The organism is Shewanella sp. MR-4, assembly GCF_000014685.1.
GTDB lineage: Bacteria > Pseudomonadota > Gammaproteobacteria > Enterobacterales > Shewanellaceae > Shewanella.
Window position 1 is genome coordinate 662,625 of sequence record NC_008321.1, and the last position, 20,094, is coordinate 682,718.

Consider the following 20,094-nt stretch of genomic DNA (forward strand, 5'->3'; position numbering starts at 1 on the left):
TTTGCCACCGATGGCTAAAATCAAGCGCTGCAATCAAGGGTAGTGGATGAAATCGAGTGAGCCGGATCTCCAATTAAAATCGCCGATCCAAAAGAACTATAACCGCGCCGTTTTTTATACCTATATCGGCGTGATTGTCCTGTCGTTGCTGACGGCGTGGATGTTTTTCGATCGCCAGAAAACCCAGCAGATGGAGCAGCGCGAAGAGCAGGTTGAGCGTCACGTATTGCAAATCGACTTGCTGTTGGAGTCGAGCATCCGCGCGGTCAAGAGTCTGCGGGATGTGGCCGTAGATCACCTGCGCTTAGGTGAGCTAGTGCGTAAGGATCGTTTACCGCAATACGGCAAATTTAACGAGAGTGGTCAGTATTTTACCTTAGAGCCTAACTACGCAAAGGGCGGTAAACCTTTTACCAACATGGGGCGGATCACGGGCGCAGGCTCCCTCGATGGCCGCAGCGATAAGTTCTACCAAGAGCTGGAAATGCTGTTCGAGTTGTCGCTGTCTTTCCCCGTCGCCAAAGAAGCGGCACCTAAAGCCTCGGCGATTTATTATTTATCGCGCCAACGGATGATGTCCTACTTCCCGTGGACCAACGGTGACCAGCGTTTTAGGGATGAACTGCTCAATAAGAAACAATTCCAATACGCCACCCCGGCGATGAACCCGCAGCGCAGTGTGTTTTGGAGTGAGGCCTACGTCGATTCGACGGGTAAAGGCTTGCTGACCACCTTAGGTGTGCCCGTTTATCTCGACGATGAGTTTATGGGTTCAATTAACCTCGATATGACCTTGGCCTCATTGGCGCGGCAAATTCGGGTGTACTTCAAAATGCCTGGGACTGTGATCCTGCTCGATCAGCAGAACAATATTTTGTCCCACAGCGACTTCGATGGCTCAGATATCAATCGGGTATATCACATCAGCCAGCGGATTCCGTCTGAGCTGCATTCGCTCCCCGAGTCCGAATTGTTCGATGCCCACGAAGGCATTATTCGCAACGGTTACTATATTCACTCGGTCGCGCTGCACAACGCTCCGTGGCGCTTGTTGTATCTGCAAAATGAAGACGACCTGTTCCAAGATTCGGTTGAAAAACTGCAGCTGACCTTTATCCTCGTTGTCATCGCTCTGTCGGTGCTGGTAACCATAGTGCACTGGCAAACGCGCCGCTCCTTCGTGAGCCCCGCATCGCGCCTGTTGTCACACTTAGAGGGCTGTTCCCAAGAGCCGCGTAAACCGCCGGAAAAAATCACTCCGGGCTGGGAACCTTGGTTCCTGCTGGTGAGCCGCATCTTTGAGGAAAACAAGCAATACACCCATCATTTGGCCGAGCAGAATAAGCGACTCGACAAACTGGTCGCGCGCCGTACCGAGCGGTTAAAAGATGCGACCGAACGGCGCGAGCGGGAATATGCGTTGTTGCGCTCCTTACTCGACTCCATTCCAGAAGCCATTGTCTTTAAAGATAAAGAAGGCAATTACCTCGGCTGTAACAAGGCCGCCGAGCGGATGCTGGGCTACACCGAAAGCGAGATGATTGGTCTGTCGTCGGAGGATTTAACCTCGCCGGAGATGGGCATTCGTATTCGTGCCGAGGATGAGCAGATCTTAAAAGATCGCACGCCGCTGCGTTATCAAGAAAAGGTTGAGTTAGCGGGCAAACCAGTGTTGCTCGATACCCTGAAACTGCCTTTCTATAACCGCCGTGGCGAGTTGCAAGGCTTGATTGCCGTGTGGCGCGATGTGACGCGTGAGTACGAGTCCGCCGAGCAGTTACGCCTGTCAGAGGAGCGTTACCATTTAGCGATGGACGCGGTAGAAGACGGTCTGTGGGACTGGTATCTGGATTCGGAGCATATTATTTGCAACCCATCCTATTATTCGATGCTGGGCTATAAACCCAATGAATTCCCAGCGTTAGTGTCGGCTATCGACCAGCTGACGCATCCCGACGATAGAATTCGGGTCGAAGAATATCGTAATCAGTATCTGCAAAATCCCGTCGATGCCTATGAGATCGAGTTTAGGATCTTAGGCAAAAACGGCAGTTATCACTGGGTGCTTTCCCGCGGCCGGGTGGTGGAATTTACCGCCGATGGTCAGCCTAAGCGTATGGTCGGTACCCACAAGGACATCACGCGCCATAAGAGTAACGAAGTGGCACTGCTGGAGGCGAAGCAGGACGCAGAACTGGCGAACCTCTATAAGAGTGAGTTCTTGGCGAATATGAGCCACGAAATCCGCACGCCAATGAACGCCATTATCGGTATGTTGCAGTTAGCGCAGCGTACCTCGCTGACGGCGCAGCAGAAGGATTACCTCGAAAAAGCCGGGTTCTCGGCGCAGTCGTTGCTGCGGATTATTAACGATATTCTCGACTTCTCTAAGATTGAAGCGGGTAAATTAGAGCTGGAGCGGGTGCCGTTCCCGCTGGATAAAGTGCTCGACCATGCCCTCGATCTCAATGCGCTTAAGGCGCAGGAGCAAGGCGTCGAGTTATTACTGTATGCGCCAGTCACGGCAGGCCTCATTCTTAAGGGCGACCCGCTGCGTCTAGGCCAAGTGCTGATCAACCTGTTATCGAACGCGGTGAAGTTTACCCAATCCGGTGAGATTGAACTGGGCTGCGAAGATGTGGGCGAGCGCGACCATCGGATTACCTTAAAATTCTGGGTACGGGATACGGGGATTGGGATCAGTAAAGATCAGCAGGAAAAACTGTTCGATGCCTTTGCCCAGGCCGATGGCTCGACGACCCGTAAGTACGGTGGCACGGGATTAGGTTTATCGATCAGTAAGCATTTGGTCTCCATGATGGGCGGCAAGATGCAGGTGCAGAGTGAGTTAGGCGTCGGCAGTACCTTCAGCTTTACCATCAGCTTTGAGATTGCCGAAGAGGCCAAGGTTGAGCCCTTAGTGGTGCCTGAAAAACTCAATAATTTACGCACACTTGTGGTGGATGATAACCCGACGGCGCTGCAAATTTATTCGGCATTGATGCGCGATTTCCACTTCGAGGTGGATACGGCCGCCAGCGGCGCCGAGGCGCTGTATAAGTTGTCGCGGGATCCTATCGATTTATTGTTGCTTGACTGGATGATGCCTGAGATGGATGGTGGCGATGTGATCAGTGCCATCGATACCATGGTGGCCGAAGGCCGCATCGCAAAACGGCCCATTATCATCATGATGACCGCCTATGCGGCAGAACCTTTACAGCACGAAGTCGACAGTGCCAATGTGTTTGCCGTGTTGCAAAAACCCTTTAAGGCATCGAGTCTGTTCGATGAGATCATCGCCGCCTTTGCCGATGAGCCAAGGCTTAATGTGGTGCAGCCTATTGATGAAGTGCCGGTAGAAGAGGGTGAACATACAGGGCTTGTGCTCTTGGTGGAAGATAACTTTATCAACCAACAGGTGGCGACTGAGCTACTAAAGAGCGCAGGATACGAAGTCGTTGTTGCAGGAAATGGCCAAATTGCCCTCGATATTATCGACTCACGCCCCTTCGATGCGGTATTAATGGATATTCAAATGCCAGTGATGGACGGGTTAACCGCGGCGCGGGCACTGCGTGAACGCTTTAGTGCCGACGTGCTGCCTATTATCGCCATGACGGCCCATGCGATGTCGGGCGATCGAGAAAAGAGTCTTGCGGCAGGGATGAATGCCCATATCACTAAGCCGATAGTGTTAACTGAACTGTTTGAAACCTTATCGCATTGGATAAAACACAAGAATAATCATCATTAATTGTTTGCCCGGGGCCAATGATGGCCCCGCGTGGTTTAGTTTTGTGTAACATGACCACGTAGACAGCCCTATCAGGAGGAAAGATGAAACCCCATAGCCTAGCCCTCGCCATCCTACTCTTAGGTTTACCCGCGCTGAGCGTCGCCGCGGATCTGCCGAGCACTAAAGTCGTTAAGCAGAGCCAAGCCGCTAAGGGATTTCTTAATTTATACTATGAGCCAAGCGAGGGGGAGTTATACCTCGAGGTGAGCCGTTTAAATCAGCCTTTTTTATTGGTGACTAGCTTGCCTGAAGGGGTCGGTTCTAACGATATCGGTCTCGACCGTGGTCAATTAGGTCAAACCCGCATGGTGCAGTTTGAGCGCCAAGGTCCCTACATTCAGCTTAAGCAACTAAACACCCAGTATCGCGCTAATACCCAAGACGCCGCCGAAAAGCGCGCCGTGGATGAGGCCTTTGCCGATTCGGTATTGTGGCAGGGTAAGTTACTCGATGGTAAGCCAGAGATGGTGGCTATCAGCGAGTTGGTACTCAACGATCTGCACGGCGTCGCGGATGCTCTCCTGCATCGCGGGCAGGGGAATTATCGCCTTGATTTAACCCGCTCGGCGATTTTACCCGCCGGGGTGAAATCTTTTGAAAAGAATAGTGATGTGGATGTGCAGCTTACCTTCAAAGCCGATGCGGCGGGTGAGCAAGTGGCTAAGGTCACGCCCGATGGCACCTTAATGTCGGTGCGGATGCGCTACTCTTTTGTCGAGCTGCCCGATGAGGGCTATCAACCTCGCGCTTATCATCCTATGAGCGGCTATTTATCCGATGAGTATCGCGACTATGCCACGCCGTTTTCGGCGCCACTGGTGCAGCGGTTTATTTTGCGCCACCGCCTGCAAAAGGTGAATCCTGGCCCTGCACCGAGCGAAGTAGTCAAGCCCATCACCTATTACCTCGACCCAGGTGTGCCTGAGCCTATCCGCTCGGCGCTACTCGATGGTGCTCGCTGGTGGGAAACGGCCTTCACCCAAGCGGGATTTATCAACGGCTTCAAGGTTGAACTCTTGCCACCCGATGCCGATCCGCAGGATATTCGCTACAACATGATCCAGTGGGTACACCGCGCCACGCGCGGATGGTCCTACGGCGCGGCGCTAACCGATCCGCGTACCGGCGAAATCATCAAAGGCCAAGTGACCTTAGGTAGCTTGCGAGTGCGCCAAGATTACTTGATTGCCAAAGGCTTAACTGCAGGCTGGCGTGATAGAAGCGCCGCCGAGCAAGCGGCCAACGACTTAGCATTAGCGCGTATTCGCCAACTTGCCGCCCATGAGGTCGGCCATACCTTAGGCTTAGATCATAACTTTGCCGCCTCGACCAATCAGGACGCGTCAGTGATGGATTATCCCCATCCTAAGATCATGCTAAAAGGTAATGACATTGATATATCAGCACCTTATGGCGTAGGTGTCGGGCTATGGGATAACTTTGCTATCGCTTACGGCTATAGCGATGAAGGCGATGCCACTGCCCAGCAGGCGCTGCAAAATCAGTTGCTGGCCGAAGTGGCTCGAAAAGGGCTGCGCTATATTGGCGAAGCCGATTCACGCCAAGCGGATGCCAGCCAAGCCTATGCGAGTTTATGGGATAGCGGTGACGACCCTATCGTGCAGCTGCTGGATTTGAACCGGATTCGCACTAAGGCCATCGAAGGTTTTAGCAGCACGGCCCTGTTGCCGGGCGAGCCACTGGGTGAGCTAGCCGATGCCTTTGTGCCTATCTATTTGCTTAATCGTTACCAAATCGATGCGGTTATTAAGTTTATTGGCGGCACTGACTACAACTATCTGTCCGTCGGCGAGGGTGGCCGCTGGAGCTACATAGCGCCGCAGTTACAGCTGTCGGCCCTTGATGCGCTGCTAAGCACCTTAGATGCGGCCAGTTTAACGGTTCCGCAAACCTTGCTCGAGACGCTGGTGCCTAAAGCGGGCAATTATCAAGCGACGCGGGAGTCCTTCGAGTCTGGGCTTGGGGTGGTGAGCGATCCCCTCGGTATGGCTGAAGTGCTAGCGCGCCATACTGTGGGGCAGTTGTTGATGCCACAGCGCTTAAATCGCGTCAGCCAAGGGGCGATGGCGGATAATGAGCAGCTCTCGATCGAAACCTTACTCAATAAGCTGTTTGCCGCGACCCTATACCAAGAAGACAAGCTCGCTCTGGTTGAAGGTGTGTGGATGCGGGTGAATGCGGTGGTGATCGATGAACTCTTGTCTGCATATCACAATCCGCAAACCTCAGCAGAGGTGAAGGCGGCTATTTACGAGCGCGCCCAATTCGTGATTAAACAGCTTAAAGCCAAAGCGAATCGCGCGAATGCTAAGGTGGCCTCCCACTACACTTGGTTGCAACAGGGGCTGAGTGCAGGGCTCACTGATGCCAACAGCAAACTCATTCCAAAACCCTTGAAACTGCCGCCGGGTTCACCTATCTAAGTTTGGTTTTCAATATCATAGGCGCTAACGAGGGGATTCGTTATGCGCCTATTTCTTTTGGGTTTCTAGGATAAAAATGCTCAGCTTTTCGCTCAATATGGGTAAAGCGGCGAGTATTTTTATAGGGCAGTTTCATAAAGCCCGATACCCCATGACCTTGAATTTTACCGACATAATGCAAAATGCGGTCGAGGCTAGCGCGAAATGCCGCCTGTTTACGCGGATTGAGCAGTTTTAAGTAACTGTGGATCTTTAAGTGATTCGGCAGCGCTTCAAAAATAATGCAGCCAGTGTGGTGGATTTGGTTGATACGCGCCAATTCCTCCATGATTTCACTCGGTAATTCGAGGTTCTCATCTGGATCCTTACCGTCTTCAAAGTAAGAGTGAAGCCGCGATTTATCTTCGAGGGTCGGCACATCTCCGACTTCGAAGGGCAGTTGGAGATCGGCGCTGGCGATAAAGGGTTCGCTGGTGTTTTCGCGCTCGATATGTAGCGTGTCCCTAGCATTAAAGAAGCAGGCCTTAAACACCCCGATACGCTTAATCCCCCGCGCGAGTGTCACCATATTATTGACGGCGATGATGAGCGCACTCTTTTGTTTAGCATCGTAGATGGCCAGGTTGGAGTCGATAAACACGCCAGTTTCTTGCCAATGGATAGCAAGGCCGCCCACTATGGGATATTGACCGAGTCGCCCCACGGCGGCAATAAAGCCCTTTTCGGTATCGCCCATGCCGGCTAAGAAGTTGCGATAGTATTTTTCGAGCTGAATGTCATCCATCTTAGCGATGGGTTCCTGCGCGTTATGTTCCTTTAAAAAGGATTTGCGCGAGCTGTAACTGACGGTTTCGACATCTTTCTCGCGGGATTGCACCCAGACGGGGATTTCACCCAGCAGTTCGGTTTTGGGCAGCTCGGGTAAGTGTATTCTATGGCTGTGGCGCATGCTTTTGAGAAAATAATCACCCGCCAGATTGCGCTGCACGGCATCACTACTAAGCATGCCTTCCAAGGTGCGCGCCAACTCCATGGGTAAGCCTATGCTGGTGGGCGGGATCACCTGTGCGCCGAAGCGACTTGCCTGTCCTGAGGCCAAGGCATACAAGGTCGCTGCTACGCCTTGCTCGTCGAAACGCGGGCTAGAGAGCGCGCCATTTAGCTGCTCTTCACCGATAAAATACACGTCCCCCATGCGGGCGTTAGTGTGCTGTTGATCGCTCGACATCAGCGTCATCACATTGTCTTCGACGGCCTTGTTATGTTCATCCCGTTGCGCAAATACGGCCGAGCCCCAGTCGATTAAGGATAAATGTTGGCTTTCAATATCATAGACAAGGTTTGAAGGCTTAATGTCGCCATGCACTAAGGGTTTGCCCGTTCGCAGATAGTAGAGAATATCGGCCAGTTGGCGGGCAATACTCATCACCATGGCGGGAGGGAGGGCGCCTAAGCGGCGGCAAAGCTGCTCGAGATCTTCGCCCTTAGCGCGCTCCATCACTAAGATCCCTTGTTTACCGACGCGCTCAAATTTGATCGCCCCCGGAATATTGGGGTGTTTGAGTAGGGACAGCATAAAGGCTTCTTCCTCTAAGCGATCTTGAATATGCTGCGGCAGATTAATTCTTGAGAATTTAAATACATGGGCTTCGTCGGCCTGATTAATTCCCGCAAACACAAAGCCGTAAGCCCCCTTACCGATAAACTCAATGTCGCGATAACCCAACTTACTTAACTGTTGTTTACATAAACGGATCCACGCCTTGTGTTTACGGGCATCGTTGGCTTTGAGCAAGTAAATGGATTGCTCTTCGGAAATGTAAAAATGTTGTAATTGGGGTGGTTGCAATGCGCGACTCCTTGTTTTGGTTATTTAAACAGTAAGCGAGGCAGATAAGCAAATCGGCGTTGGGATTATTTTGACTAGGGTCCCTTAAGGTAAGGTTGTGATTTTTAGGGTTTACCTATCCCATCATTTCGTCGCTGACTTTGATTTATATCAAGTTAAATCGCATGGAGTCTAGGTAATCTTAAGTACATTGGATGGGATACATTTTTGTTAAATTTCCCGTGGACAAAGTGGATTTAAGGAGGGCATATGCCCACCCCAGATAAGGCTTTATTGATCGAGTTGTTAGAGTTTCCGCGTAAGCGAATTTTACAGTCAATGGAGGTGACCCATTGTCCACACGCGGTCTTTTTTAATGATAGCGATGAGCAGTGTCTCACTTGCCACCAGGGCATGGAATGTATTTGGATGAACCAGAACGATGAGCTGGTAGCGGTCGAACAAAAATCCGTCGCCGAACTGAAGCAGCAGTTGCTGATCGCCGTCGATTTTATCGACTCCTCCTTAAGTCCGCACCATTTGTCACGCCGCCAATGTCAGTGTGACAATTGCGTTTGGCTCCGCCGGGTACAAGCGGCACTGGCTTAGTCATTAAGTGTTTACATCTCTATGATTAACTTGCGGTATCTGAGATTTTGCATCCATCCGTTAATGCCATTAGAGTAAGGATAACTTTAGTCATTTGAGATATACCTATGGAACCCGGTTTTTGGCATGAGAAGTGGCAGCAACAGTTGATTGGTTTTCACCAGCAAGATATCAATCCCTTTCTCGTAAAGTATTGGCAAACCTTGGCATTGCCCGCCGATGCCAAGGTCTTCGTTCCCCTGTGTGGCAAGTCTTTAGATATGTGCTTTTTAGCCGAGCAGGGCCATCAAGTGATTGGTTGTGAGTTGAATGAACTCGCTGTTCAGCAGTTTTTCGAAGAAAACCAATTGCCTATGAACCAAAGTGCAGAGGGCGAGCATCAGCATTATCAAACTGAGCAGGTCAGTTTATATCAAGGGGATATCTTCACTTTACCTCAGTCAATTACGGCGCAGGTGAATGGTTTTTATGATCGTGCCGCCTTAATTGCTTGGCCTGAGAGCATGCGGACGCAATACGCCAAGCAATTAGCGCAGTTATTGCCTTCGGGCAGCGTAGGCTTGTTAGTCACCCTAGATTACCCACAGGAAACCTTAAGTGGGCCGCCTTTTGCGGTGTCGCCAACTTGGGTCGAAACACATTTAAGTGATGATTTTGAAATCCAAGCTTTAGCTTGCCAAGACGTGCTTGCGGACAATCCTAGGTTTGTTAAGAAAGAAGTCCCATGGCTGAATGAAGCTGTGTATTTATTAAGACGCAAATAATCGAGTGCATCCCATTGAGTTCAAAGCATTTATGCTTATGGGCTGAGTGGGATGTGTCATTAAGGGGTCATGTGTTTGCGGCAATATCAGTTTCAAGCTTGATATTGTTAAGCAGACCCTAGCGATGTGGATGCCAGCGAGTAGGAAAAGCAGTTGGAACAAAAGTATGTTTTACAGAAAAAGAGCTGGAGGCTCTAAGTTAAGCGACTTCGTAGTATTTAGGTTCAATTTCCAGTTGGTTTTGGATGATTTGTACGGCCATTCTCGCGCACTTACCGCATTGATCGGCAACGCCTAAACGCTTTTTAACGTCAGCAAGGCTAGTATCGCCCTGACTTACAGCGTTTTTGATTTGCGTATCTGTGATGGCATGGCAGAGACAAACGTACATTTTTTCGACTCCAAAATGAATTGAGCTAATTCTAAATGAAAACGCTTATCAAATGCAATCCTAATGGTGTACTTGTTGTGTTGGTTACCCGTTTTGTTACTCATCGCACATTTTTTGGTCTATTCTCAGTGTTCTGAAGACAGGAAAAAGAGGGATGATGTAGCAGTAACGTGTCATTGGACGCGAGCAAGGATGGATAACTCATGGATGATGGAATAATAAATTTATAATAGATCCAAGGGTTATCATGAGAAAAAATTTACCAATAACACAGCGGGAATACGACTATCCAGCGGATTGGATTTTACTGTCGACGACGGACACTAAGAGTCATATCACTTACGCCAATCCATCATTTTGTACCGTTGCGGGATACGAGCTTAGCGCCATGTTGGGGCAACCCCATAATATGGTGCGTCATCCCGATATGCCCCCCGAAGCATTTGAAGATCTGTGGAAAACCATCCGAAAAGGCGAGCCTTGGAAAGGCATAGTCAAAAATCGCTGTGCCAATGGCGACCATTATTGGGTCGACGCCTATGTGTCGCCGATTATGGTCAATGGTCAGGTGGCCGAATTTCAATCGGTACGCACTAAACCCAGCCGCGACCAGATAAACCGAGCAGAAGCCGTCTATGCCGAATTAAATAAGAGTGGTCAAGTTAAGGCATTAAAACGCACCTTAGAAATGCCGACTCAGTTGATGCTACTCGCCTTAGTTGCTCTGTTGCCCATGCTGTATTTGGCGCTGCAGATTGGAGCGGTGGGATTTGTCGCGCTTGCCATTAGTGCTCTGGCACTTTTTATTGGTGGCAATATGATTTTAGGGCGTTATCGGGCGCTGGTCGCTAAGGCGAAGAAAATCTACAACAACCCTTTGATGGCACATATCTATACCGGAAAATCCGATGATCTAGGCGCGATCGATCTGGCGCTGCAAATGCAAACCTCAGAGTTAAAATCCATGTTAGGTCGCGCCCGCGATTCCTGCGATAAGGTGAGTAAGCAAGCCAAAGTTTCGGCGGCGAAAGGCGAAGAGATTCAAGGGACAAGCCAGTCACAGCTGGCCGAGATTGAACAAGTCGCGACGGCCATGCAACAGATGACGGCGACACTTGGGGATATGTCTTCTAACTGTGCCGATGCGGCGAGCGCTTCACAGATGGCGTCGCAGCAGACAATCAATGGCGATAAAACTGTTGTCAGTACCATTCAATCGATTCAGGCCATGGCGCAGCAGTTGCAAGAAACCTCGCAGGTGATCACTGAGTTAGAAGGGCATAGCAGGGATATAGGCACAGTGCTGGATGTGATCCAGGGGATTGCCGAACAGACAAATTTATTGGCACTAAACGCCGCGATTGAAGCGGCGCGAGCGGGTGAGCAAGGGCGTGGTTTTGCCGTAGTTGCCGATGAGGTGCGGGCATTAGCGCAGCGAACCCATGATGCCACCAAGGAAATCCACACAATGATCAACCTGTTGCAGCAGGGCACCCACAAGGCGGTGCGCAGCATGCAAGAAGGAGTCGATGCCGCCGCTGAATGTATTACCACTGCGGATCTTGCGGGCACGGCGCTGCGTACCATACGTGAAGCTATCACTACCATTACGGATATGACCCACCATATTGCCAGTGCGGTAGAGGAGCAATCGAGCGTGGCGAACGAGATGAATCGCAGCGTGGTCAATGTGTCGCAATTTACCCATTCCAGCCATCAACTCGGCTGTGAAATGGTCAGCATCAATGATGAGGTGATAGGCGAAATGGACTCCCATACAGTGCTGGTCGGGCAGTTTTTAAAGCGCAGCTTTAAGGTATAGAGCGTTGTTGCAGTAAAAACGAAATCAAAAGGCAATCAGCGTGCTGATTGCCTTTTCTTTTTTCTGATCTTAAGGCAGCCGTGATTAATAGCCCTTAGTAAAATCTATCTGATTTTGTAGCGGTTCTGCTGCAATATAGCGGCGATAATTATCGCTAAAAATACTGACAATTTGTTCTGGATGACTCGGCGCCGAGATATGGGGCGTGATGATGGCGTTGGGTCTTTCCCAAATCGGATGACTTGCAGGGAGTGGCTCCTGCGTGAACACATCGAGAATGGCCTGCTGTTTAGGATACGCAATCAACTGGGTATTGAGGGCATCGAGATCGAGCACGTCACCACGGCCGACATTCACTAAAATGGCATCGGTTTTGAGCGTGGCGAGCATGTCTGCATTTAACTGCAAACGTGTCTCTGGGGTGCTTGGCAGTAAATTGGTTACCACATCGCTTTGGCTTAAGCATTGCGCGAGCTGAGAGAGCGGCTGGATCGCATCAAAGCCTTCGACCTCACGGCCACTGCGGTTTATTCCAGTAACATGCATGCCGAAGTGCTTGGCCGTCTTGGCCACATGCTGGGCGATAGAGCCTGTGCCTAAGATAAGCAGTTGCATTCCTTGCAGGCTACTGTGGCGCTTCGCTGCTTGTACTTGCCAATTTTTTTGCCGCTGCTGCGCTTGGTAGAATTGGTGTCCTCGCACATGAGCGAGCAGATAACCAAATAGATATTCACTCATCAAGGGGCCGAAAATACCTTTGATGTTAGTGAGTTGATAATTTTTTCTTGCTCTTGGGCCCATCAGGGCATCAATGCCTGCGAAACTGGATTGCAGCCATTTTAACTGTTTTGCATGGAGCACCAGCGGTGCGGCAAGTTTAGGCTCGGCAAGCCAAATGTTGGCCTCTGCAATATTCGCGGGATTATCATCGAGCAACTCAAGCCCAGGTAGCTGCTGCGCCTCAATGAGCTGGCGATACTGCTCATTCGCCTTGGTCAGTAAGAGTAACTTGTGCCCCATGTCGTCTCCCTTTATGCTTGGTTGTCGTTATTTTTCAATACGCTGCTGTAGTTGTTTTGATTTTGCAGCGTCATTTTAGGTTGAGTGATTATGTTTGATCAGTTAGTCGCCATTATTGGCCATTTAGGAAATATGCTTCGCCCTTGGTCCTTCGATATCGCCACGGCCATGGTCGTGTGTTTGATTTTAGTGTTTTCAGCCGATGTGAATCGTATCCTCAGGCGGCATTTACTTGGTCATTCGTTTATCCTGCGAACCTTTGTTTTTATTATTGTGAATGCCTTTGGCTATGGGCTGCTTATCGTTAAAGCTACGCCTTGGGTGGCAAGGCAAATCGTTGCCATGCCATCCCATTGGATGTTTTTGCTGATCGTCGCCATGTTCATTTTTATCGGTTATTGGGCGCAGCGAAATAGCCAAGCCTAAACCGCTAAATCCACGCCATGGGGTTATTCGAAGTAGCCGCAATAATCCGTATTGGTGGGTTGTAACAGCGCCTGCATGGCACGGTCGGGGTAATTGCTAAAGATACCATCGACCCCTAACTGCTTAAGGGCATGGATATCATCACTATGATCGACAGTGTAAACATACACCTTAGCGCCCCTCTGGTGAGCGTCATCCACTAGGGCCTTGCTGATAAAACTCACGTCTAAATGCAGGGAATAGGCGGCTAACTCGCTCACCACCGCCGCACCATTGAGGGGAATACTGGCAAGCAAGGGCGCCACTAATGCCTGTGGCAACGCCTGTTTGACTTGCTGTAAATAGGGATGATTGAAGGATGAGATCAGCAATTGCTCAGTGCTGAACCCCAGCTCGGCAATCGCTTTAGGATAAAGCTCGAGTAGCGGCGCTACCGTATTCACCCCTTTAAGTTCGATGTTGATTGTGGCACGGCCAGCAACCAGTTCGAGCACTTGCCAGAGTGTGGGAATCGGCTCACCTTTGACAGTGACCTTGCCCAAATACTCTTTGTTGACTAAATGGATGATACCTTGGCCCGAGCTTTTACTGTCGAGTCTGCGGTCGTGAAATACCATTAACTCCCCTTCGACATTATGCACATCCAGCTCAATGGCTGTGGCACCTAACTCTATGGCTTTGGCCATGGCGGCTAAGGTGTTTTCCGCCACATAACCGCTGGCACCACGGTGAGCAAAAATAAGCATCTGATTTTCGTCCTATTAACTGCGGATTATGCCGACCTGATCGCGATTCTGGCCATTTTTAAGATGGATTTCCATTTGCGGATAGGCGAGTTCTAAGTTGTTTTCTTTAAGCTTACGGGTGATGCGTTTATGCAGATCGTGGCGTAGCGGCCAACGGGCCGACATCTCTTTTGCATAGGCACGAACTTCGTAATCTTGGGTATGTTTGCCAAAGCCTGCAAACCAGACTTCAGGCTCTGGATTCGGCAGCGCATCTTCACATTCCTGCACCGCTTGATATAGCGTTGCCTCAACTTTGGCCGGATCCGAATCGCGGGCAACCGACACATGCACTATCACCCGCGTGATGGGGTCTGATAGTGACCAGTTAATCAATTGCTCGGTAATAAAGGCCTTGTTTGGAATGATAATTTCCTTTCTATCCCAGTCGATAATGGTGGTGGCGCGGATCTGAATTTTACTCACTGTCCCCGTCAGATCGCGGATCGTCACCGTATCGCCAATACGCACTGGTTTTTCAAACAGAATAATCAGGCCCGAGATAAAGTTGGCAAAAATTTCCTGCAAACCAAAACCTAGACCCAGTGACAGCGCGGCAATCAGCCATTGCAGTTTTGACCATTCCATCCCGAGATTCGAAAAACCAATCAGCAGTCCTAAAAACACCACTAAATAACGGCTTACCGTAGTGATGGCAAAGCCTGTGCCCGGCGTCAGGTCGAGCCGTTGTAGGATCATCAGTTCGAGCAGACCGGGTAAATTGGTGGCAATCATCAGCGAGAAGCCAACGATGATTAAGCCCAATAACAGCGATTTCATGGTGATAGGCAGCTGCTGCTCGACACCATTGACGCTGGTGTTTGTAGTCCAGAGGGTGATGCCATCTAAGAAGGAAAATAGCGCCGTATGGGTTTGCGTCCATAGGCCAATCAAGCTCGCTAAAAATGCGAGTAGCAATAAAGAGCGGACTAAGCCTAAGGACTGACTCGAAATGGTTTCGAGGTCGACGACCGGCTCTTCATAGGTGTCGAGTCCATCGTTGGAGGCATGGTGTGTCTCGCCCTTTTCCCGCTGCGCTAACCGTTCGGCCCGTTTGGCCTTGGCGCGATCGAAGGCAATACGGCGTCGCTCGATCAACATCCAACGCTTAATTAATTGATAAAGCAGTAAGAAACTTAATCCCAATACGATGGAGAGTTGTAACTGTAACAGCATTTGGAAGGCGGTGAAGTAGTAACCCCTAAAGGCGAGTCCGGCACTGAGCAGAGGCACAGAGATCAATAGCGCCCAGAGCATTTTTTGCAGCAGTCGTTTGTTTTTGCCATCCTTTTGGGTGTCGCTATTTTGGCGGCTTAGCACCAAGATATCCTTGTATAACAAGAATAAAACTACGCAAAAACAGATAAATGCACCGCGACCAATGCTATTGCGGATAAGGGATGCGTCGAGGACTTCGGTAAAGCCCATAATGCCGAGCAGGGGGCTGGCGACAAACACAAAGTGTTTGAGCCTTAGCTGACCTGCTTGGATGAGTTTTGAGGGGCGTTTGAAATGGCCAACCAAGACCCCTTTGTCGAGGGCGAGAATAAATATCAAGCGATACAATAGGTAAACCAATCCTATCGCTAAAATCCCCATGCCGACGGCCTGCACAAAGTTACGTTCGGATTGATAGAAAATCCATCCCGCCGCCACTATGGGTAGCGGTTTTATTAGGGCATAACCAAGGCTCAGGACTAAGGATTTAAAGGTGTAGATAAATTTATCCTGCGTCACATTACCCACGTAGGTGACATAGTGGCTGAGTAAGCGTTTGAACTTAGGCCGGATTAAATCTTGGATGACCAAGCAAAGCACTAACAGAATGATCCACCAGGACCAGTAGTCATTTTGCTCCTGCCAGGCTTTGCCCAATTGTCCCCACTGCGCTTCTTGGATGAGCCACAGGGCGCTGCGTTGCACGTCGGTGAGCCAGAGTTTGTTCATGCTGGCGGCGTTGGGTACCCAAAACAAGTGCTCGTTGAGGGTGTTTTTTAAGGTCAGGTGTTGCTGGCTAAGTTGCTGATAATTGACTTTGAGTTTGCCAAGCTCACTCAAATATTGGTCATAACTCTGCATCAACTGCGTCAGCAGCGCTTGTTGTGAGCGCAGTAGCTTAATTTGTCCCTCGTTGTAGAGGTTGGTTTGCTCTAACTCTTGTTCGTTGAGCGCCTGTTGTTGCTCGAGGTGGTACCTATCGAGGCGAGCATCGGCGATCAGAGTTTGTAGCTTCTCATGGTTTGGCGGCTTAGGCAGAGATTGCAACATCTGCAGAAAACGCTCGCCAAAGGCGGAGTTCATTTTGACCCAAGTGATTTGCTCTTGGATATTCGCCAGCTGTTTGGCTTGGGATTGATATTGCAGTTCGGCCTGCTCTTGCTGCTCAACCACATTGTTGATTTGCAAGGTTAAGGTTTGTAACTTTTGGCCGTAGATTTGGTTAGTGTCGGCAATATTGCGGGTCACAGGATCCACGACCTTGGCGGTATCCACTAAATTCTTGGCCAAGGTTGCATCGGTTTGTTGCTGGCGCTGTTTATTCATCGCCTTATTGATGGTTTCAATAAAGGCTTCCTGTTGGCTCAATTGCTGGCGAACCAACTGTAACTGTAACTGGGTGAGTTCGATGCGTTTTTGGCTGCTGGCAAGCTCAGCCTCGTTAGTGGCGAGGCTTTGCTCGAAGAAAATCCGCTGCGTTTGCTGTAGTTCGCCCGTTGGCGTATCCAGTGGGGCCAAGTCGGTTTTCTTATTTTGCAGCACATTCTGTCTTGCGTTGGCGATGACGGAGGGCAGCTGATTATGGCGTTGCAACAGTTCGCTGACTTGATTGCCTAGGGCCGTTTCGCTCTCTTTTAATTCCGACAGTCGTAAATAAGCCATCGAGGCTTGCTGGTTGAGATCCGTGGCTTTGTCCAGCTTTAAGGGTTTGGCGGCTTCTTTTAAGCCCTGGTCGATGACCTTTTTGTTTTCTTCAAAATCGAGCTGAGCCTGCTGAAAACTGCTCGCATTCGCCGCCAATCTATCAATGTTGTTTTTAAGCTCAACAATTTGATCGTCAATGCTAATATTTTGTTGCTGATTTTGGTTGTTTAGGCCAAGGCGCTTGTCCAATTGCAGTGGCGAATTGGCATGGAGAGAAAAAGAGAAAAAAGCAATAACGAACAATAAAATACGTGGCATATAAGCAAAAGCAATTAGGGGCGAAAGACGCACTCATCTTAGCCAACTTAGGCCAAGATTGGTATGTTTCAGACGTTCTTTTTTCGCCGTTGTGACTGGTGGGATTGATGGGTTTCGAAGATGGCGGTGGCGACTATGATGGTTCCGCCTATCAGGGTATTGAGATTCAGTGCTTCGCCTAAGATCACTAATGCCAACATGGCTCCGTAGAAGGGCTGTAGGCAGGAGACTAACCCGACGGTTTTAGCGCTTAATTGGCGCAATGCCGAGGTGAAGAGTGCATGGGGCGCGGCGGTAAATACCACCCCGAGCAGCACAATCAAGCCCCAGGTCCCGAGGGAGATAGTCTGCAACTCGGTTTGATGCCAAGGCATAAGAAACACCGCCGCCACTAAGGTCTGATAAAACATGGCATGGGGGCCGCTATATTGGGAAAAATAGCGTTTTTGCAGCAGGTTACGGGCGGTAAATAACATCGCCGAGACAATCCCGACCGCAATCCCTAAGGTTGTATCGTTGCCAAGATTGGCTTCGGGGATCAATAGCACTACGCCTATCAGCACTAAAACACCGCTGATAATATCCATCAGCTTGATTTTATTGCCCGTTAATAACGGTTCGGCAATGACTGTCATCACCGGATAGGTGAAGAAGGCAATCATGCCGATGGCGACCGATGAGAGTTGCATCGCGGCAAAGTAGGTGACCCAGTGTAAGCTGACTATCACGCCTAAGCCAATAGCAACCAGATAATCCTGTTTGCTGGCAAGGCTTAAGTATTTACCGCGGAACTTGATGAGTAACGTCAAGACTAACGCCGCGACCACACAGCGTAAGAAGGTGATATCGAGTGCGCTTAAGGGAATTAACTTTGAAAACAAAGCTGTGCCGCCAAACATCAGCACAGCTAAGTGTAATTCGATTAATCCCGAAGATTTAGAGGTCTGGCTCAACTTGACTGCCGTCAGGATTAGTCAGCTGAGGACTGGTCTTTCAGATTGGCAAAGGCTTGACCCATACGCGTTACGGCTTCGGGTTCAACGCCTTCGGCGAAGGTGTCGATAGCCTCTTTAGCAAACAGCATGACGACGGTACTGCCAAGCTTGAATCGGCCCATTTCTTCGCCTTTATCTAAGGTAATGGCGTCTGGACCGACCGTTGGGTATTCCCAAGTGAATACTTGCTTACCTGTTGGCGGCGTAATAGTGCCAGCCCACACGGTTTCGATACTGGCCACAATGGTTGCGCCCACTAATACCATAGCTAGCGGGCCAAGTTCGGTTTCAAAAATCGCCACTACACGCTCGTTGCGAGCAAACAGGCCAGGCACATGGCGCGCCGTTAAGGGGTTAACGGAAAATAACTCACCCGGTACATAGGTCATCTTCGACAGCGTGCCCTTTATCGGCATGTGGATGCGGTGATAATCCTTTGGAGCCAGATAAATTGTCGCAAAATCCCCACCTTCAAAGCGTTTGGCATCTTCGGCTTGGTCGCCAAGCAAAGTGAGTGAAGAATAGTGATGGCCTTTAGCTTGGAAAATACGGCCATCCTTGATGGGGCCGAGTTGGCTGACGGCGCCATCAACAGGATGGACCATGATATTGGCCGCAGTATTAATTGGGCGAATACCAGGCTTAAGTGCGCGGGTAAAAAAGTCGTTGAAGCTTTTATAGGCTTCGGGTTCGCTCTGAGCCGCTTCGCTCATATCGATTTTATATTGCTTGATAAACCATTTAATCGCGGCAGTCGTTAATGCGCCAGCTTCGGAAGCGGCAAGTTTACCGACTAAGCGAGATAACAGGTGCTTTGGCAGCATGTACTGCAGCGCAATTTTAACTTTATCCAATTTGTGTTCCTTTATGTTGCTCAACTTAGGTTGAGACTTGTTTTACGTAAATTCTATTCGTTGTGATGGCTTTGTCGCACTCATTATTCATCACTTTGGGCGCGAAATTGCCGTGCGTGGCGCTGCTCATCGAGGCTTGCGATAATACGATGGTAGTTATTAAAGCGATCTTCGCTAATCTTACCCGCATCGACAGCGGCTTTTAAGGCGCAGCCTGGGTCATCACCGTGCTTACAATCGCGGAATTTGCAGCCACCTAAAAAGTCTCTAAATTCGATAAAACACCAACCGACACGTTGGGCGGGTAAGTGCCAGAGGGCAAATTCGCGCACGCCGGGAGAGTCGATTAAATCACCACCGCTGGGTAAATGCAGTAACTTAGCCGTGGTGGTCGTGTGTTGACCCAGCCCCGAGTTGTCGGAGACATCGCCCACCAATAATTCGGCTTCGGGCAGTAAGGCGTTGACCAGTGAGGATTTACCTACACCGGACTGGCCAGCAAATACGCTCACTTTATCTTTCAGCAGGGCTTTAATGGTATCTAAGCCTTCGCCTAACTTACTGCTGACCTTATACACGGGATAACCAATAGCTTCGTAACGTTTTAAGGCGGCTTCGATGGCGGGGGCTTCTTCTGGCGTTAGCAGATCGATTTTATTCAAAATGATGATCGGCGGAATATCCGTGTCTTCGGCCGCCACTAAATAGCGGTCAATAATCTGAGTGGTAAAGCTAGGCAATACGGAAGACACAATTAAAATTTGGTCGATATTCGAGGCGATAATTTTCACGCCATCGTATAAGTCGGGACGCGAGAGGGAGGAGCGTCTAGGGTGTACCGCTTCTACAATGCCAGCAATGCCACTGTTGGCTTGGGTTTCAATGGCGAGGCGCACCACTACTTTATCGCCGGTGACTAAGCTCTTAATGGTGCGGCGAATATTGCAGCGCACGATTTGGCCGTCTTCGGTTTCAATATCGGCATGTTGGCCAAAGCGGGAGATCACGGTTCCGCTCTGTTCTGGGCCGAGTGAGCTATCCTGTAACTCAGGCGCATTTTTATCACCATTGTCACGATTGAGGCGTTTCTCGTGATTGGCGCGCATACGGCGTAATTGGCCTTGGCTTAGGGGTTTCTTTTTACTCACTGATTTGTCTTCGTCAATTAGATGATTTT

General features: G+C 49.9%; 14 protein-coding genes. 6 read left to right on the forward strand and 8 right to left on the reverse strand.

The features are described 5' to 3' along the window. Nucleotides 1-46: 46 nt before the first annotated feature. Nucleotides 47-3,757, forward strand: a complete 3,711-nt coding sequence (locus SHEWMR4_RS03015; RefSeq protein WP_011621379.1) for a response regulator — start codon at nucleotides 47-49, stop codon at nucleotides 3,755-3,757. An 83-nt stretch (nucleotides 3,758-3,840) separates the two neighbouring features. Beyond that, entirely contained in the window at nucleotides 3,841-6,243 is a 2,403-nt protein-coding gene (locus SHEWMR4_RS03020) for a zinc-dependent metalloprotease (protein WP_011621380.1), read from the forward strand. Between the two features lie 40 nt (nucleotides 6,244-6,283). Here SHEWMR4_RS03020 and SHEWMR4_RS03025 read toward each other — a convergent pair whose 3' ends face one another. Beyond that, a complete protein-coding gene (locus SHEWMR4_RS03025) occupies nucleotides 6,284-8,092 on the reverse strand; it encodes a protein kinase domain-containing protein (RefSeq protein WP_011621381.1) in 1,809 nt (602 codons plus the stop codon). 249 nt (nucleotides 8,093-8,341) lie between these two features. Between SHEWMR4_RS03025 and SHEWMR4_RS03030 the strand changes: the two genes are divergently transcribed. Further along, nucleotides 8,342-8,680 carry a hypothetical protein gene (locus SHEWMR4_RS03030; RefSeq protein ID WP_011621382.1) on the forward strand — a complete coding sequence of 113 codons (339 nt, stop codon included), beginning with the start codon at nucleotides 8,342-8,344 and terminating at the stop codon, nucleotides 8,678-8,680. Between the two features lie 107 nt (nucleotides 8,681-8,787). Continuing rightward, a complete protein-coding gene (locus SHEWMR4_RS03035; protein WP_011621383.1) occupies nucleotides 8,788-9,444 on the forward strand; it encodes a thiopurine S-methyltransferase in 657 nt (218 codons plus the stop codon). A gap of 199 nt (nucleotides 9,445-9,643) precedes the next feature. Here SHEWMR4_RS03035 and SHEWMR4_RS03040 read toward each other — a convergent pair whose 3' ends face one another. Then, nucleotides 9,644-9,835: a bacterioferritin-associated ferredoxin gene (locus tag SHEWMR4_RS03040; protein ID WP_011070919.1), complete on the reverse strand. Its 192-nt coding sequence runs from the start codon at nucleotides 9,833-9,835 to the stop codon at nucleotides 9,644-9,646. Nucleotides 9,836-10,082: 247 nt separating this feature from the next. Between SHEWMR4_RS03040 and SHEWMR4_RS03045 the strand changes: the two genes are divergently transcribed. Next, the gene (locus tag SHEWMR4_RS03045) at nucleotides 10,083-11,657 is read left to right on the forward strand and encodes a PAS domain-containing methyl-accepting chemotaxis protein (RefSeq protein ID WP_011621384.1); all 1,575 of its coding nucleotides are present in this window, start codon (nucleotides 10,083-10,085) and stop codon (nucleotides 11,655-11,657) included. 84 nt (nucleotides 11,658-11,741) lie between these two features. Here SHEWMR4_RS03045 and SHEWMR4_RS03050 read toward each other — a convergent pair whose 3' ends face one another. Next, a complete protein-coding gene (locus SHEWMR4_RS03050; protein WP_011621385.1) occupies nucleotides 11,742-12,677 on the reverse strand; it encodes a D-2-hydroxyacid dehydrogenase in 936 nt (311 codons plus the stop codon). Between the two features lie 90 nt (nucleotides 12,678-12,767). On the opposite strand from SHEWMR4_RS03050, the gene SHEWMR4_RS03055 reads away from it, so the two are divergent. Continuing rightward, a complete protein-coding gene (locus SHEWMR4_RS03055) occupies nucleotides 12,768-13,103 on the forward strand; it encodes a DUF3392 domain-containing protein (RefSeq protein ID WP_011621386.1) in 336 nt (111 codons plus the stop codon). Nucleotides 13,104-13,126: 23 nt separating this feature from the next. Here the strand turns inward: SHEWMR4_RS03055 and SHEWMR4_RS03060 are convergent, their stop codons facing one another. The 5 genes from SHEWMR4_RS03060 to rsgA form a co-directional block, all read right to left on the reverse strand. Next, nucleotides 13,127-13,849, reverse strand: a complete 723-nt coding sequence (locus tag SHEWMR4_RS03060; RefSeq protein WP_011621387.1) for a glycerophosphodiester phosphodiesterase — start codon at nucleotides 13,847-13,849, stop codon at nucleotides 13,127-13,129. 15 nt (nucleotides 13,850-13,864) lie between these two features. Continuing rightward, entirely contained in the window at nucleotides 13,865-17,068 is a 3,204-nt protein-coding gene (locus tag SHEWMR4_RS03065) for a mechanosensitive ion channel domain-containing protein (RefSeq protein WP_011621388.1), read from the reverse strand. Between the two features lie 68 nt (nucleotides 17,069-17,136). Further along, the gene (locus SHEWMR4_RS03070) at nucleotides 17,137-18,021 is read right to left on the reverse strand and encodes a DMT family transporter (protein WP_011621389.1); all 885 of its coding nucleotides are present in this window, start codon (nucleotides 18,019-18,021) and stop codon (nucleotides 17,137-17,139) included. 17 nt (nucleotides 18,022-18,038) lie between these two features. Beyond that, on the reverse strand, nucleotides 18,039-18,917 hold the full coding sequence (gene asd, locus SHEWMR4_RS03075) for an archaetidylserine decarboxylase (protein WP_011621390.1): 879 nt from the start codon (nucleotides 18,915-18,917) through the stop codon (nucleotides 18,039-18,041). Between the two features lie 83 nt (nucleotides 18,918-19,000). Further along, nucleotides 19,001-20,065, reverse strand: a complete 1,065-nt coding sequence (gene rsgA, locus SHEWMR4_RS03080; RefSeq protein ID WP_011621391.1) for a small ribosomal subunit biogenesis GTPase RsgA — start codon at nucleotides 20,063-20,065, stop codon at nucleotides 19,001-19,003. Nucleotides 20,066-20,094 lie beyond the last annotated feature (29 nt).

Coding starts and splice junctions, on each gene's coding strand:
- SHEWMR4_RS03015 (WP_011621379.1), top strand. CDS start 47: ATGAAATCGAGTGAGCCGGATCTCCAATTAAAATCGCCGATCCAAAAG.
- SHEWMR4_RS03020 (WP_011621380.1), top strand. CDS start 3,841: ATGAAACCCCATAGCCTAGCCCTCGCCATCCTACTCTTAGGTTTACCC.
- SHEWMR4_RS03030 (WP_011621382.1), top strand. CDS start 8,342: ATGCCCACCCCAGATAAGGCTTTATTGATCGAGTTGTTAGAGTTTCCG.
- SHEWMR4_RS03035 (WP_011621383.1), top strand. CDS start 8,788: ATGGAACCCGGTTTTTGGCATGAGAAGTGGCAGCAACAGTTGATTGGT.
- SHEWMR4_RS03040 (WP_011070919.1), bottom strand. CDS start 9,835: ATGTACGTTTGTCTCTGCCATGCCATCACAGATACGCAAATCAAAAAC.
- SHEWMR4_RS03045 (WP_011621384.1), top strand. CDS start 10,083: ATGAGAAAAAATTTACCAATAACACAGCGGGAATACGACTATCCAGCG.
- SHEWMR4_RS03050 (WP_011621385.1), bottom strand. CDS start 12,677: ATGGGGCACAAGTTACTCTTACTGACCAAGGCGAATGAGCAGTATCGC.
- SHEWMR4_RS03055 (WP_011621386.1), top strand. CDS start 12,768: ATGTTTGATCAGTTAGTCGCCATTATTGGCCATTTAGGAAATATGCTT.
- SHEWMR4_RS03060 (WP_011621387.1), bottom strand. CDS start 13,849: ATGCTTATTTTTGCTCACCGTGGTGCCAGCGGTTATGTGGCGGAAAAC.
- SHEWMR4_RS03065 (WP_011621388.1), bottom strand. CDS start 17,068: ATGCCACGTATTTTATTGTTCGTTATTGCTTTTTTCTCTTTTTCTCTC.